Consider the following 14,524-nt stretch of genomic DNA (forward strand, 5'->3'; position numbering starts at 1 on the left):
CAGCGGGCGGTTGGGATAAATTTTGGGGACCATGCTTAAGTTTTCAATATTATTATGAGAAAAGAAGTCATTAAACTGATCTCTCAGAATCGCAAAGCCTACTTTGATTACTACATCGATGATCTTTATGAGGCCGGATTAGTGCTGACCGGACCTGAGGTCAAATCGCTGCGGATGGGCAAAGTCAACATCGGCGACGCCTATGCCCGTATCCGCAAGGGCGAGGTCTATCTTTACAACGCCCATATCAGCCCTTATCCCTTTGCCCCTACTGAGCCGTATGATCCTACCCGCCCCCGCAAACTATTATTGCATCGTCAAGAAATCAAACGTTTGATCGGCAAAACTGAAGAGCGGGGTTATACCCTGATCCCTTTAAAAATTTATTTCCGCGATCAGTATGTCAAAGTGGAAATCGGCCTGGCCCGGGGTAAAAAGAAATATGACAAACGCGAGACCATCCGCCGCCGGGATGAGGAACGGGAATTGCGGCGGCTGCGTAAAAAGGGCAACTAGCCCGGGGGAGGGGACGCGTTAATTTTTCGCAAAATCTCCTGATCGTAAATCACTTGTACCAGATATAACCCCTGGGCCGGGGCCGTGGGTCCGGCCCGACGGCGATCGCGGCTGGCCAGAATCTGACTCAGCTCTTCGGGCGGCCGTTTGCCGCGGCCGATCTCCACCAGGGTCCCCACCAGAGCCCGCACCATCCCCCGCAAGAAGCCGTTAGCGGTTATACGGAATTTATACCAGTCTTCGGCTGCTTTTTCCCAGCTCGCTGCCCAGACCCGCCGCACCGGATTTTTAATGTTGCTGCCACCGGCCTGGAACGCGGAAAAGTCATGTTCCCCAGGAAGCTCAACCATCGCCTGTTGAATGGCGGATGCTGCCAACGGCATCGGCACCCACCAGCAATATCCCCGGTGTAGGGGGGAGCGCACCGCTCGATTTAACAGACGGTATTCGTAGGTCTTGGCCAGGGCCGCGTAGCGGGCATGAAATTCGGGATCGACTTCCTGAACGGTCAGGACGGCGATATCAGGGGGGAGCATACTGTTAAGCCCGGCACCAAAGGCGGCCAGGGGCAACTGACTGGCAGTTTTGAAATTGGCCACCTGACCCAGGGCGTGGACCCCGGCATCGGTGCGGCCGGAGCCGATCACCCGGATATCATCCCCGGTCAGACGCCCCAGGCAGGTTTCTAAAACTTCCTGGATGGTCAGGGCATTTTTCTGGCGCTGCCAACCGTGATAGCGGCTGCCGTCGTATTCCAATACTAATTGGATATTACGGAGTGGGGGAGCAACAGACACGGGGTATAACACGGAGCATTTATTGATAAAGTATTATTTTTTAAATTCCTAAGTATTGTGTCCCGGATGAAATTTGTATAATTGATTTGCCCTGCCCCGATCTCCCATCAAGGGAGAGGGGAAAGCGAGTTTCCGGATAGAAGCTAGATGGTCTTCAAGCCCCCGGTCCAGGTTTCAAACACCGGAAAATCCGTCTCCTTTTCGCCGGCGTGATAAAAGAACAGGTAGGTCATGTTTTTCCAGCTGATAAAAGAATTATCACTTATGGCTTTGCGATGCCGGGCCCGCCAAGTGCCGGTGTTCAGGTAAACATGTTCGGCCCTCCCGGAGTTGCAGGGCACCGTGCGGAGGGGGACGGTCAGCGCCTCATGCGTGTGACCATAGACCACATAGCGGATACGCGAATCCAAGTGCAGGTATTCCTTGGGAGCAGCCTCCAACAGATCGTCGGTGATCAGATAATTTTTTGCTTCTACCAGCAGCGACGAAAGCTTTTCAGTGGAAAAAATCTTGAACTTCTCTAATAAATAAAGCAACGTCTGTATCCGGTCAGCTTCGTCAAAAGGGTTGGTCCACCTGTCATGGTCCCTATACCAGCCCTTGACGAAATCAAGGTCGTTGAACTCCCTGATGACCTCGTCCACCGTATCTTCGATGACCTCCTTGAGCCACCGCCGCTGCCGCACCTGATAGAGAAGCCAATCAATGACCGCGGACAGGGGTCTGACATTTTCAACCTCTTCAAAGTTTCTTCTTAAACTGAGCTTCTCCTGGGGAGTCAAGGGAAGGGTAGCCAGCCGGTCGGTAATTTTATAGGGCAGCTTGGCCACCAGTTCGGTGGTGATCGGGTCGCCGATCGGCACTCGCAGGTAATCCGGAGGAGTGTAAGATTCTCCCCCTTCATAGTTATATTTATCGAACTCATGGCCGTGGCGAGCAAAGACTCCGTAATTAACATCCTGAAAGGTGTGGGCGAAGGGCTGGACCGGATTATGGTTAAGACCCAGAAAATCGACAACTTTTGCTCTCAGACTGGGATACTTGTTGCACAACCGGTCATGGTTGCCTGGAATGTAAATCCTCAGCGGCTCCAAAGGCAGGCCAAAGCGGTCTTTCAGGCTGCCACTCAGCAGCGCATAGGTTTGCCGGTTTTCGGGATGATTCTGGATGGCCGCAAAGATGTCATTGGCGTGAGCCTCAGTCTCGTTTTCCTTTGTACCCCAAGGCCTTTCCGCAACCGGAAAATCAAACCATTTCTCGGTCCGGAGCAGATCGAAGATGTCACCTAAAAAGACTAATTTGATTTCTTCGGTTCGGGGAGTGACACTGGCGGCTACATCCTGGAAGAAGTATCTGAAGGCGCGGCTGGGGACATTATGGTCCCCTGCGGTACCATCCACTAAGTGTATGTCACTAATTAAGACTAGCATGCTCGCCTCCGTTGAATCTTCTTAGTACGGAGAGGAATTGTTCTCGGGGCCCAATTGATTTATTTTGTGACCCGAGTATTAACCCAGTCTGGCAAAACCAGGTACCACCGCGCCTGGCTCCATTTCCAGCTCCTGCCTTAGGCAGACGCCGATCGAAGATTACCCTTGATTTTTTGCTTGTTATGATTGGGATTTTTAGTCAGCTCGAATCAGAATTGGTAAATTATAAAACTTTTAGCCTGATGTACCTGTCACCGTTGCCCTGATTAAGGTTGCTCCTGGTTATCTTGATCGTATTTCAAAAAATTGACACAAACATCCCGCACAAAGGCCTGAGTCTCCTTTATGGGGGGGACCTGTTGGGATCTCCTGACCCGCTGCGGACCGGCATTGTAGGCCGCCAGCGCCAGGGGAAGATGGAAATTAAATTGATGCAATAACCTCCGCAAATAGCGGCTGCCGGCCAAAATGTTTTCCCGACTGTCATAGGGGTCTGAGACCTGTAAATCGGCAGCCGTTGCGGGCATCAGTTGCATCATTCCCATCGCCCCTTTGGGAGAAGTGGCAGCGGGATTAAAGTTCGATTCAACCCGAATCACCGCTTTGATCAAAGATGGCGGTAATTTATTCTGGCGACTGGCTTCTTTGATCAAGCGTTCCACTTCCTGGTGGGATAAGCGCCTAGACCGGCAGGGAGGCCGCCAGGTATAAATCCGGGCCGCCGGTTTAGAGTAATCAGGAGCAGAATCAACCCCCCGGGTGGAAAAGTAATAGTAGATCACCCCTTTTTTGCAGACCCGGATACATTTGGGAACCCCTGGTTTGGCACTTAGGGCTGGGACCTTCAGTCCCAGGATCAAACCTATCAACAAAATCACCACCCTGATTAGATGATAATGGTTGGTAATCATCGAGTAAGAATATTCTCCGACCTGCCAATATTTGGCCTTAAGCAAGGAGCGCCGCCTTTTACTTCTTAGCCCGACTACACCTGTAGCAAATCCGCTTGGCCAGGTCAAGCTTAAACTATCCCATGAGGGGAGGACCAGGGCCCCCTGCCCTCCCTCAAGCTCCCCTCCAACTCCCCTTTTGGGGGTTGGGGAGTGGGTTTGGGAGAGGGGCTAGGGGTCTGCGACCCCTAGCCCCCTTTTCCCAGAGCTGTTTTTTTCTACCCCCAATTCATTTATTTTATAACCTGCGTAATAAGAATCGCAAAGAGCTTGACTAGCAGACCGGAAATCAGGTAGTCTACTGTTAAACAAGTTTAGCATAACATTTCCTGGCGTCATTCAGATTGATAAGTAGGGCAGATAAAATACCTCGGGATGGGCGGGCTGGAAATCCATTTTAAAGTCTGGCTGGAGAAAGAGGGCAAAGTTGTCTTTGGCCGGGGACGGCTCGAATTATTAAAAGGCATTCGCGATTATGGTTCCTTGGCGGAAACCGCCAGACATCTGGGCATGTCCTACCGGGCGGCTTGGGGCCGGTTAAAATCATCTGAGAATCGCCTGGGTGTGCAACTGGTTGAAAAGGTGCCCGGCAAAGGTCGGGGACAGCGATTGATTCTAACCCCGTTAAGCCAGGGATTGCTGCAGGCTTTTGAAGGGTTGGAACAGGAGCTGCAGAGTTTTTTGGCCGGCCGCAAATACAGGTTTGACGAGCAACTGCGGTCCCTAAGCAGTGCTTTATGTTGACCGAATTAGAAAAACGTATAATTCACGCCCTGCAGATCGATATGGAGGTCGATGCCCAACCCTTCTTGCCTCTGGCACAACGCCTGGGATTGAACGAGACTGAGTTTCTGCAAGCAATTCGGGATCTAATGGCCCGCGGTTATATCCGCCGCTTCGGGGCCACCATCCGGCACCGGATTTCTGGCTTTGATGCCAATGCCATGGTGGCCTGGGCGGTGCCCCCCCAGGATATCAACCGGGTCGGAAAGATTATGGCCTCCTTTCGGGAGGTCACCCATTGCTACGAACGCCAGGTCACGGGCAATTGGCCCTATAATCTGTTCACCATGATCCACGCCCGCACCCAGCCGGAATGCCAAGAAATCGCCCAGCGGATGGCGGATCTGAGCGGGGTCAAGGATTACGAATTGCTGTTCAGCGACGCGGAATTAAAAAAGACCACCATGCGGTATTTTCGGGAGTATGCCGACGAACCCCTGAACTTTCCCCTGAATGACTTAAAACCATTAACCAAGAATTGAAAACAGACATGCAACCATGCCCACTCAACGCTCCGCACAGCTGTTCCGACAGGCCCAGCAACTGATTCCGGGGGGAGTCAACAGTCCGGTACGGGCCTGGCAGGCCGTTGACCTCTGTCCTCCCTTTATTGCCCGGGCCCAGGGGGCTACCATTTACGATGTGGAGGGTCAGGCCTATCTGGATTTTGTCGGCTCCTGGGGACCGATGATTGTGGGCCATGCCCATCCCCAGGTAGTGGCAGCGGTACAACAGGCTGCGGCTAATGGCACCAGTTTTGGGGCCCCGACTCCGGGGGAGGTGGAGTTGGCTCAGCGGTTAACTGAGGCCGTCCCGGGTCTGGAGATGGTACGTCTGGTCAACTCCGGGACCGAGGCGGCGATGAGCGCCCTGCGGCTGGCCCGGGGATACACCGGACGTCCCAAGATCATCAAGTTTGACGGCGGCTATCACGGCCATGCCGATACCTTACTGGTCCAGGCGGGCAGTGGTATCTTAACCCAGGGCATTCCTGGCAGCCCCGGAATTCCGGCAGCCATCGCCGAATTGACTATTTCCGTGCCCTATAATGACCTGGAGGCAGTCCGTCAGGCTATTTTGCGGAATAAGGGACAGATCGCCGCGCTTATCGTGGAGCCGGTGGCGGGCAACATGGGGATAGTGGCCCCCCAGCCCGATTTTTTGCCGGGACTGCGCCACCTCTGTACCGAGCATGATATCATTCTGATTTTTGATGAAGTGATCACTGGTTTCCGGGTGGCCTGGGAAGGGGCCCAGGGTCGCTATGGGGTGATCCCAGATCTAACCTGCCTGGGCAAGATCATCGGCGGCGGGCTGCCGGTGGGGGCCTATGGCGGCCGGCGGGAGATCATGACCCGGATGGCCCCCAGTGGGCCGATTTACCAGGCTGGGACCCTGTCGGGCAACCCTCTAGCCGTGGCCGCCGGGCTGGCAACCTTGGAGATTCTCCGGCAACCAGGAGTTTACGACGTCTTGGAGCACAAAGGCCGTTATCTGGAGACCGAAATCAAGCACCGGGCGGCTGCCGCTGGAGTGCCGATAACCCTGAACCGGGTCGGCTCCATGTTGACCGTGTTTTTCACCGACCGGCCAGTGACCAACCTGGCCGAGGCCCAGTCCAGTGATCTGGCCCAATTCCGACGTTTTTTCCAAGAGCTCCTGGTTCAGGGTATCTACTTGCCGCCTTCCCAGTTTGAAGCCTGGTTTATCTCTTTGGCCCATGGGCAAGAGCAACTGGAAGCCACGGTGGCTGCGGTCCACAAGGTTTGGTCAGCATGGTAGTCGGTCTGATAAAGCGGATAATTAGACTTAGTTCAGAATTTCACCATAATCTGGGCCCAGTCAAGCCGATAATTTCTGCGGGGTAGATTACCCCCCGCAAAGGGGGAAAAATACCCCGATTTTTAAAATCCTGAGCACCAATTATTTTGCCTGTTAAGGGGCAAAATTCCTAGGTGTTGTCAATTAATATAAATTTACCTTAAAAATTTTAAACCGGATTTTCCTGATTAGTGGCAGTAAATTTGCAAAATTTAAATATTTAAGGCTATTACGTCCCCGGGAAAGGAGGTGAGTTGTTGTACCAATTGTCTCAAGGGGGAAGGGTAGGATATTGTTATTATTTTATTTTTTTGGTAACGGGTTTTTGACTTTTTTCCACCAGCAGAGGAGGAATCTATGACAGCTCCAGCAGGAAAAGTTCCAGGAAAAGCATGGCGCGTGGTGTTCGCTGGGACGGCCATTAACTTGTGTTTGGGTGTGTTATACGCCTGGAGTATTTGGGTGGCGAGCTTGAAGGTCCCGGGAGGCAATCTCGAATTGGTGGGAACTCCTATTCCTAATGCCCCGGGATGGGAATATCTTTCGGCCTCCCAGTGCTCTTGGCCGTTTTCTTTGTGCGTCATTATCTTCGCCTTATTAATGATTCCAGGGGGCCGGATTCAGGATAAATTAGGCCCCAAGGTAGGGGCTATCACCGGGGGACTATGCCTGGCCCTCGGTTGCATCATCGCCGGAGTATCCAAGAGCTATGGTGGCTTGATCTTCGGCTTTGGGATTCTGGGCGGCATTGGTATGGGCATCGGTTACGCTGCTCCGACCCCGGCGGCCCTGAAATGGTTCGGTCCCCATCAACGGGGGTTGGTGGCTGGTCTGGTGGTCAGCGGTTACGGTGGGGCGGCCTTATATATCGCCCCGTTGGCTGACTTCCTTATCCGCGGCATCAGCCTGACCGGAAGCTTCGTTATTTTGGGGATCTGGTTCGGAGCGGTGACCATTATCGCTGGGTCTTTGTTGGCCTGGCCCGAGCCGGGCTATGTGCCTCCAGCTCCACCGACTCCCGTGGCCTCGGCCAAACCGGCCCTCACTATTATTGACTGGTCACCGTCTGAAGCATTGAAAACCTGGCAGATCTACGCCTTAATTCTCCTGTTCATGGGCACCACTCAATCAGGGTTGCTGATTATTACTTTCGCCAAGCCCATTCTGGGGAAGGCCGCCAAAGGCTTTGATTTCTTTGTGCGCAACGCCTGGATCTTACCATCTTTCGGGGGCCTGGTGAATGCTGCCGGGCGTATCGGCACTGGCAAGTATTCCGACATCATCGGTCGGGACAATGCCTATACCCTGAACTGCCTGGTTTCTGCTGTATGCATGTTCCTCTTGCCCTTCATCATTGATTGGGGGAACTTGTTCTTCCTGTTCTTGGCCGTGGGGATTGCCTACTGGCAGTACGGGGGTGGTTTGTCCCTGTTGCCCTCGTACACGGCCGATTTCTTTGGGCCCAAGAACCTGGGTATGAACTATGGTATTGTCTTCCTGGGTTGGGGACTTGGATTCTGGGGATCGAAAATGGGTGGCTGGTCTCTGGACTGGACCGGGAGCCTGAAGCCCGCTCTGTGGATTTCAGCGCTTATTCTTGTCCTCGCCGTTGTCTTGTGCCGGTTTACCAAGAGACCGATTGCGGCCCACGAGTAATTCTGCAGCGGGCACGAGCACGCCTAGCTTGGTATGCCGTATGAGGTTTTAGCCTGGTGCCAAGCTGGCCTAAAGCTGAATCTTTCAGATTAAGGTAGAAGGATTTAATCCTTCTACCTTATTTTTTTAAGAAACTGAGATTGGCTATTTACAAACTGCGCTTGACGTGTTTATTTATAAAGGAGTTCCTGTAAGGATTATTATAGCTTGCCGTTATCCCAGAAGCACTTCGGGAACTCATCGGGGCCGCGCCGCATCTCAATTCCAAAGGTTGGTTTCGAGTTATGGATAAGCCGTTTCCAGTGCCTTATATATTCCATTTTTCGAATTTTGTCATCGAAGACCTGGTTGGTTTTATACTGGGGATCTTTTTTGCCGTAACCATCAGTGCTGAGGCCCAGGCCTTGGTGGCCGGGGTTTTGGGAGACGTAAGGAAGGACGCCAAGGATCGCGGGCACTATTTCTTCCTGTTCCATCTGGATATTTTGGGAACCCTGGCTTTTTTTATCGAGGGCTTCGGCTGGCCCCGCAAAATGCCCATAGATCCCAGCAAGTTCGAATATCCCAGGTTATATACCATAGTAGCTAGATTTGCCGGGCCAGTAGCCAATTTTCTGCTGGCGGGGATAGCAGGCAGTGTCGGGGTGATTATGCAATTCATTAACATCGACCCCCGTTTATTCCACGAGGTGATCGCGGTCAATCTCACCGTGGCAATCTATAATATGTTACCCCTACCACCGCTGGCCGCCTCTTATATCCTTTCGGAGCCGTTGACCGGGAAGTTCGATAACATCAAAAAAGTCTTCGAGTTGGCTGGCCCCTGGGTCCTGATCGGGATCTTATTATTAGACCGGTGGTATAATTTAAAATTATTCAGTCCTTATTTTGACCCGGTTATCATCGCCATATACAAATTTGTCATCAGCTAACCGGAGAATGAGGTTATTTGGGGAAACTATCAAACACGGCAGGCACCGGAAAACCAAAGACAAACATGCCGATGTATAACTAAAAAAGGCACAGCCAAAGTCAGCTGTGCCTCAGAAGGCAAAAGTTCAAAATAACTGATCAGACCTGGACTCCCACCTCTCCCAAGGTCTGAAAGTAAATACGCCGGATGCGGCGCGGGCGGGCTTTGAAACACAGCCCTAATTGCATGCAAACATTGTAAAAGGAGCCGCGATCAAATTCGATGGCCACGGTCCGGCGCCAGGAGTGGAGCCGGTCGCCCAGCTCTTGATGCCAATCCTTGGCCTTTTGCCGGAAGCCTTCCAATCCCTGCCAGAAGGGTAACAGAATCACATCAACCTTTTCCTGGAGATTATTGATTTCCGCGATCAGGGTAGCGATCTGGCCATTATCGGCGTCGAGCGCTAACGCCGGTAGATCAGCTTTACCTTCTCTGACGATTTCAACCCCCAGCCGCTCTAAAAACCGCAGGAGGAATTCCCGCGGGCCAGTCTCCCAGGCAGTCAGTTGCCAGATGTCCTCCGGAATGCCCACCCGGCGGATGCGGCGGTGGCGAGGCCAATAAGCCCGCCACTGCCGGGCCCGGCTGAACAACTGATCCTTGAGCTGCTGAAAATATCCCTTCTTTTCATAAAAGGCCCGTTTCAGATGCAGACGGCCATGGATCTTGAGCATGGCCATAAAGTAATCCCGCCTGATTAAGCGCTTCACTGCCGACGACCAGCTATAGAACCGTTTCATGGCCTTAAAGGTTTCCCATTGCAATTCATAGGGGGTCATTTGGCGGGGCAGGAACACCGTGTGGTGAGCGTCGTAGCGGCTCCAGTCCCGGCAGATGATTCGATTCTGGGCCTCCAATTCGTCATAAACCGGGGTGCCGGGCAACGGGGTCAGGATAAGATATTGCAGGGAATCAAGATCCAGACGGCGAGAAAATTTTACGGTTTCCTTGATCACCTGGGGATTATCCTCTTCCGAGCCAAAGACAAACATGCCATGGACTTTAATTCCGGCCCGGTGAAAATTGATGACACAATCCTGAATGTCTTCTACCGTCTGGGATTTGTTATAAGCCTTGAGGGTGGCCGGATTGATCGATTCCAGACCGACAAAGACAATATAGCAGCCGCTTCTGGCCATTAGTTCTAATAGTTCCATGTCCCGAGCGGCCTCTACCCGGACCTGGGCGCTCCATTCCACTTTCAGTCCCAGCGACAGCATCCGCTCCAGTAAATTCTTAATGCGCTCCCGGTTGACAGTGAAATTATCATCACAAAAAAACAAATGTTGGCTTTGAACCCCGTTCAGACTGACTTCCTCAACGATACGGTCCACCGAGTTATAGCGGAAGCGGCGGCCGAACATCTGGATCACTGAACAGAAGCGGCAGTTAAAAGGGCAACCACGGGAAGTGGCAATAGAGACATAACGTTGCTTTCCGGTCCGCCAACCGTGAATCAGGGAATAGTCGGGAATCGGCAGGATATCCAGGTCTTCAATAAAGGGGCGGCGAGGATTTATTTGTAGCTCTTCGCCGCGATGAAAATTAAGATTGGCAATGGACTCAAAGCCGCTGCCTTCATTAAGGGCGGTGATCAGTTCCGGTAGGGCCTCATCACCCTCGCCGCTGACCACATAATCGGCATGTTCCAGGCTTTCGGCGGGCAGGAACGAGGAATGCGGCCCCCCCATGACCACCGGAACCCCTTGTTGGCGATAGTAATCGGCCAGCTGAAAAGCTCTTGGGATAGTCGAGCTGATCGATGAGATACACACGAGATCGGGCTGGAAATCAAGCCGATCCAGGTCTGGGCTGTTAACTTCCTCAATGATTACTTTTACTTCTAGACCTTGCTGCTTGAGAATAGTTCCTAATAACACGCACCCGAGACGGGGGATGACTACTCGACTGAAGATATGCGCCCGGGGAGACCTGGGTTCGATGAAAAGCACTTTTCGTATTGGTAAGGCCATAATACCCCTTTAAGTGTAACCGTACACGGTTTTAGCCGCCCTCCGGTTACCATAATCCCTGTCCCCGGTAGCGACTGAAATGTTTACTGCAACAGTTTTAAATGATTTAAAATATCCTTGAGACAACCCCACACTGCTGGTAGTCTGAGTCAGGACTGTGGAACCGAATCGCCTATGAAAAGACTTTACCCTGGATTAAACCCGGATCCTTAGCCGCTAACCCAAAACAATCGCTGCCAACCCACCGGTAACAACTATTAAACCTTCTTTAGACGCGTTTACCTTGCCTGGTTAAAAATTAACTCACCTGTGGTAAATTGTCAATTCTTTTCGTTAGGTAGGAATCTTTGGGGTAAAAACCTCACCTTTGCAATGTTCGGTTTTTGAAGCAGAATCCGGCAATATGTAATGCCGGTATCTGCTTCAAAAAGTTCAATGGCAGCCGGATGGTTCGCGGGGGCCGGTCTTGCCTGGCCAGAGCCAACAGCGCCGTCGAATCTGCGTCAGACGCAACCCGTGGGTTTGGGCAGGCCGGCCATTTTACAAGCGCCTTTGCCAGGTCCCGAGGGAAAAAGCTCGTAAATATATTTCAACTTAAAGCCGGTGACCTTGGAAAGGATACGCACCATGGGGGCGATGCCGTTTTTCTTGAAGTAATCCTGTAACATATTGATTACCTTCCAATGGTCGTCGGTAAGCTCGGTAATGCCCTCGGACTCCTTGACAAAGTCTACCCAATCCGGGCCCCAGGCGTCCAGATCTTGTAAGAATCCATCCTCATCTACCTCAAAGGTTTTGCCTTTGTGTTCTACTAAGGCCATATGTCCACCTCCTTCTGAATTTTACACCATGTGATTTTTTTCTTACAGTGATTTTTATCTACTAGATATTGGATAACTTGTCAACACTTAAAAGTCCAGGATAAAAATTTCTAAGATCTCGGAAGCCAGTAATTTTCACTAGTTAACAAGAATCGGCCAGCACTTCCAGGAAGTGCCTAACCGGCACTTGCTGGGGGGCCAGACTGATCAATTGCATCAGACAGCCGCTGCAGGCGCTGACCACTTCGGCGGCCCCCGTCTGCTGATAAACCTGCATCAGTTCCTGGCCGATGGTTTTAGACAGGTCTGGATAACAGAGGCCAAATAATCCTCCCTGGCCGCAGCAACTTTTGCCGCCCGGGGGCTCGACCAGCTCCAGTCCGGGCACTGCCATGAGAAGATCCCGCGGTTCTTGGGAGATAGCTTGACCACGGTGCAAATGACAGGGATCATGAAAAATTATTGGTCGCGAGGGCTGGGCCGGAGAAAATGGATAATGAGTCAATCCCAGAATATGCACCAAAAATTCACTGGCCTCCCGCACCCGGCTGGAAAACCGGGAGGCCTCAATGGCTAGCGGCGTATCTTGAAAAAGTTGTCCCAGATGCTTCAGTTGATAGGTACAAGAGGCACAGGTGCTGACAATATAATCCACTTCCAGCGCACCGAATTGTGCCAGCAGCCGACGGCCCAGTTCCAAAGCCACTTGCCGTTCCCCGGCGCATTCGGCTAAGAGGCCACAGCAACCCTGAGTTGGCGGGATTACCACTGCCACCTCCTGCTGCTGACAGAGCTTCAGAAAGGCGTGTCCAGCGGACGGAAACCAAGCCTGCAAACCGCAGCCCACAAAAAACGCGATTTTTAGGGGTCCGGCTCCCGGTATAAGCTTGGGCACAGTGGCTAAAAAGGGCCGCCGGGCTAGCGGCGGCAATTGTCCCAAGGGACCAGCCACCCCGGGCCAGAGCCGGTAAAACCAGCCACTCGGTTCTCCCAGCCAGTTTTTCATCCGGTTAATCAGCGGCGCGGCTTCGGCCAGGGCCGGGATCAGATGCGGACTCTGTCGGGTCAGATGGACCAGGGCCAGGGCTGGACTCCAATGGGCGCCATGTAAGCTCCGAACTCGGGCCCTGCCTTTTTTAATCAGCTCGGGAATCTGAATCTGGGCTACACATTTTTCGGTGCAGGCCCCGCAGAGCAAACAACACTCTAGAATTTCCTGGAAATGACGGCTGGCCGACAACTCTCCAGATTCCAAGGCCTGCAGCAGGCTGAGTTTACCCCGGGCCACCACCGGTTCTCGCCCCAGCCGCTGGTAAAGGGGACAGACCTCCATGCACGCCCCGCAACGGATACAGGAAGACGGCGGTCCAGTCCATAAAGGCACCAGATCGGTCATGCCGCAGGGCCTAGGTCGAGTTCAGGCGGCGGGTAAAAAATTTTGCCGGGGTTCATGATATTATGCGGATCAAAGGCCTGTTTGAGCCGTTTACTGAGAGCTATGGCGGCTTCGGATAATTCCAGGCGCAAAAAAGATGATTTAGTGATGCCGATGCCGTGTTCTCCCGACAGGGTGCCCTGCAGTTCCCGGACTATCATGAAGATCTGCCGGACCGCGCTTCGGGCCGCGCGTAGCTCTCGTTCCACCTGAGCATCGTACATAATATTGACATGAATATTGCCATCCCCGGCATGGCCAAAGCATAAAATGGGTAATTCCTGTTCTTGCGCGATCCCTTCCACCCGGGCCACCAACGTCGGAATCCGGCTGAGGGGCACCACCACGTCTTCGCTCAGCTTGTGGGGCTTGAGTTTAAACGAGGCCGGGGATATGGACTTGCGGGCCGCCCACAGTTTCTCGGCTTCCTCACTAGTCGTAGCCGCCAGTATCAGGATGGCGCCGGTTTCCTGGCAGAAAGTTTGAATCTGCTCAGTCCGGTTCTGCACATCATGGGGATGGCCGTCGACCTCAATGAGCAGCAGAGCCTGGATGGCCTCCGGCAGAGGACAGGGAAACATTTCCCGCACACAGGCCAAAGTAGTCCGGTCCAGGAATTCCAGCGCGGTCGGGGCCAACCGCGCCTTAAGAATCCGGCCCACGGCCTGAGTGGCCACCTGGAGGTCGTTGAAGCCGGCCAGAAGCGTCTGGCAGGCCGCCGGCCGGGTCACCAATCGTAAAATGATCCGGGTAATCACCCCAAGAGTTCCCTCCGAACCGATCAGCAGACGGGTCAGATCATAACCCACCACCCCTTTGGCGGTCCGTACTCCGGTGTCGATCAATTCCCCGGTCGGCAACACCACACTGAGACCCAACACATAATCCCGGGTAACCCCATATTGCACTGCCACTGGCCCGCCGGCGCATTCCGCGACATTGCCCCCGATAGTACAGAAGTTGGCACTGGACGGATCGGGGGGATAATAGAGGCCATGTTTTGCAACCGCGGCCTTGAGGTGGCCGGTGATTACCCCTGGCTCCACCACTGCTACGAAATTGTCGGCATCAATCTCCAGGATGCGATTTAGGCGGGTAGTGACTAATACCAGCCCCCCCTGGATAGGCAAGGACCCGCCCGTAGTCCCGGTCCCGGCCCCGCGGGGGACCACTGAAAAGCGGTACTCGTTCGCCAGTCTGACAATCTGGGCCACTTCCTCGGGGTGGCCAGGAAAGGCCACCGCCTCGGGCAAGTATTTCAGGTTGGTGGCATCGTAGGCATAACAGCGCCGGTCTTCGATCTCGGTCAGCAGATTTTCGGAGCCGACAATGGCTCGCAACCGGCGCCGACATTCTCGGTCAATCATAA

13 protein-coding genes are annotated in these 14,524 nt (G+C 53.2%); 6 read left to right on the top strand and 7 right to left on the bottom strand.

The annotated features are described in order from the left end of the window. Positions 1-54 precede the first annotated feature (54 nt). Positions 55-516 carry an SsrA-binding protein SmpB gene (smpB, locus tag JRG72_04185; protein MBW2134422.1) on the top strand — a complete coding sequence of 154 codons (462 nt, stop codon included), beginning with the start codon at positions 55-57 and terminating at the stop codon, positions 514-516. Here smpB and truA read toward each other — a convergent pair. From truA to JRG72_04200, 3 genes are all read right to left on the bottom strand, one after another. After that, positions 513-1,313 carry a tRNA pseudouridine(38-40) synthase TruA gene (truA, locus tag JRG72_04190; GenBank protein MBW2134423.1) on the bottom strand — a complete coding sequence of 267 codons (801 nt, stop codon included), beginning with the start codon at positions 1,311-1,313 and terminating at the stop codon, positions 513-515. The genes smpB and truA overlap by 4 nt on opposite strands. Positions 1,314-1,456: 143 nt before the next feature. Continuing rightward, positions 1,457-2,743 (bottom strand): metallophosphoesterase, encoded by a 1,287-nt coding sequence (locus tag JRG72_04195; GenBank protein ID MBW2134424.1) that lies wholly within the window; start codon positions 2,741-2,743, stop codon positions 1,457-1,459. 266 nt (positions 2,744-3,009) lie between these two features. Then, on the bottom strand, positions 3,010-3,699 hold the full coding sequence (locus JRG72_04200) for a lytic transglycosylase domain-containing protein (GenBank protein MBW2134425.1): 690 nt from the start codon (positions 3,697-3,699) through the stop codon (positions 3,010-3,012). Positions 3,700-4,068: 369 nt separating this feature from the next. Here JRG72_04200 and JRG72_04205 point away from each other — a divergent pair, with 369 nt between their 5' ends. The 5 genes from JRG72_04205 (at position 4,069) to JRG72_04225 (ending at position 8,885) form a co-directional block, all read left to right on the top strand. Further along, complete coding sequence (locus JRG72_04205) at positions 4,069-4,437, top strand: LysR family transcriptional regulator (protein ID MBW2134426.1); 369 nt, start codon at positions 4,069-4,071, stop codon at positions 4,435-4,437. Then, entirely contained in the window at positions 4,431-4,958 is a 528-nt protein-coding gene (locus tag JRG72_04210; protein MBW2134427.1) for an Lrp/AsnC family transcriptional regulator, read from the top strand. The genes JRG72_04205 and JRG72_04210 overlap by 7 nt, the downstream gene beginning before the upstream one ends. A 16-nt stretch (positions 4,959-4,974) precedes the next feature. Continuing rightward, positions 4,975-6,258 (top strand): glutamate-1-semialdehyde 2,1-aminomutase, encoded by a 1,284-nt coding sequence (hemL, locus tag JRG72_04215; protein ID MBW2134428.1) that lies wholly within the window; start codon positions 4,975-4,977, stop codon positions 6,256-6,258. Between the two features lie 396 nt (positions 6,259-6,654). Further along, on the top strand, positions 6,655-7,953 hold the full coding sequence (locus JRG72_04220) for an MFS transporter (GenBank protein MBW2134429.1): 1,299 nt from the start codon (positions 6,655-6,657) through the stop codon (positions 7,951-7,953). Between the two features lie 284 nt (positions 7,954-8,237). Continuing rightward, positions 8,238-8,885: a hypothetical protein gene (locus JRG72_04225; GenBank protein MBW2134430.1), complete on the top strand. Its 648-nt coding sequence runs from the start codon at positions 8,238-8,240 to the stop codon at positions 8,883-8,885. 139 nt (positions 8,886-9,024) lie between these two features. On the opposite strand, the gene JRG72_04230 is transcribed toward JRG72_04225, so the two are convergent. From JRG72_04230 to JRG72_04245, 4 genes are all read right to left on the bottom strand, one after another. Continuing rightward, complete coding sequence (locus tag JRG72_04230; GenBank protein ID MBW2134431.1) at positions 9,025-10,899, bottom strand: B12-binding domain-containing radical SAM protein; 1,875 nt, start codon at positions 10,897-10,899, stop codon at positions 9,025-9,027. A gap of 503 nt (positions 10,900-11,402) precedes the next feature. After that, entirely contained in the window at positions 11,403-11,720 is a 318-nt protein-coding gene (locus JRG72_04235; protein ID MBW2134432.1) for a TusE/DsrC/DsvC family sulfur relay protein, read from the bottom strand. 142 nt (positions 11,721-11,862) lie between these two features. Then, positions 11,863-13,116, bottom strand: a complete 1,254-nt coding sequence (locus JRG72_04240; GenBank protein MBW2134433.1) for a (Fe-S)-binding protein — start codon at positions 13,114-13,116, stop codon at positions 11,863-11,865. Further along, positions 13,113-14,522 carry an FAD-binding protein gene (locus JRG72_04245; GenBank protein MBW2134434.1) on the bottom strand — a complete coding sequence of 470 codons (1,410 nt, stop codon included), beginning with the start codon at positions 14,520-14,522 and terminating at the stop codon, positions 13,113-13,115. Before JRG72_04245 ends, JRG72_04240 begins: the two co-directional genes overlap by 4 nt. Positions 14,523-14,524: the final 2 nt, after the last annotated feature.

Source organism: Deltaproteobacteria bacterium, from assembly GCA_019309545.1.
Taxonomy (GTDB): Bacteria; Desulfobacterota; Desulfobaccia; order Desulfobaccales; family Desulfobaccaceae; genus Desulfobacca_B.

Bases quoted from the DNA above. Each gene is read 5' to 3' on its own strand.
- JRG72_04210 (MBW2134427.1), top strand. From the start codon at position 4,431: ATGTTGACCGAATTAGAAAAACGTATAATTCACGCCCTGCAGATCGAT.
- JRG72_04225 (MBW2134430.1), top strand. From the start codon at position 8,238: ATGGATAAGCCGTTTCCAGTGCCTTATATATTCCATTTTTCGAATTTT.
- JRG72_04205 (MBW2134426.1), top strand. From the start codon at position 4,069: ATGGGCGGGCTGGAAATCCATTTTAAAGTCTGGCTGGAGAAAGAGGGC.
- JRG72_04220 (MBW2134429.1), top strand. From the start codon at position 6,655: ATGACAGCTCCAGCAGGAAAAGTTCCAGGAAAAGCATGGCGCGTGGTG.
- JRG72_04230 (MBW2134431.1), bottom strand. From the start codon at position 10,899: ATGGCCTTACCAATACGAAAAGTGCTTTTCATCGAACCCAGGTCTCCC.
- JRG72_04245 (MBW2134434.1), bottom strand. From the start codon at position 14,522: ATGATTGACCGAGAATGTCGGCGCCGGTTGCGAGCCATTGTCGGCTCC.
- JRG72_04195 (MBW2134424.1), bottom strand. From the start codon at position 2,743: ATGCTAGTCTTAATTAGTGACATACACTTAGTGGATGGTACCGCAGGG.
- JRG72_04240 (MBW2134433.1), bottom strand. From the start codon at position 13,116: ATGACCGATCTGGTGCCTTTATGGACTGGACCGCCGTCTTCCTGTATC.
- JRG72_04235 (MBW2134432.1), bottom strand. From the start codon at position 11,720: ATGGCCTTAGTAGAACACAAAGGCAAAACCTTTGAGGTAGATGAGGAT.
- hemL (MBW2134428.1), top strand. From the start codon at position 4,975: ATGCCCACTCAACGCTCCGCACAGCTGTTCCGACAGGCCCAGCAACTG.
- smpB (MBW2134422.1), top strand. From the start codon at position 55: ATGAGAAAAGAAGTCATTAAACTGATCTCTCAGAATCGCAAAGCCTAC.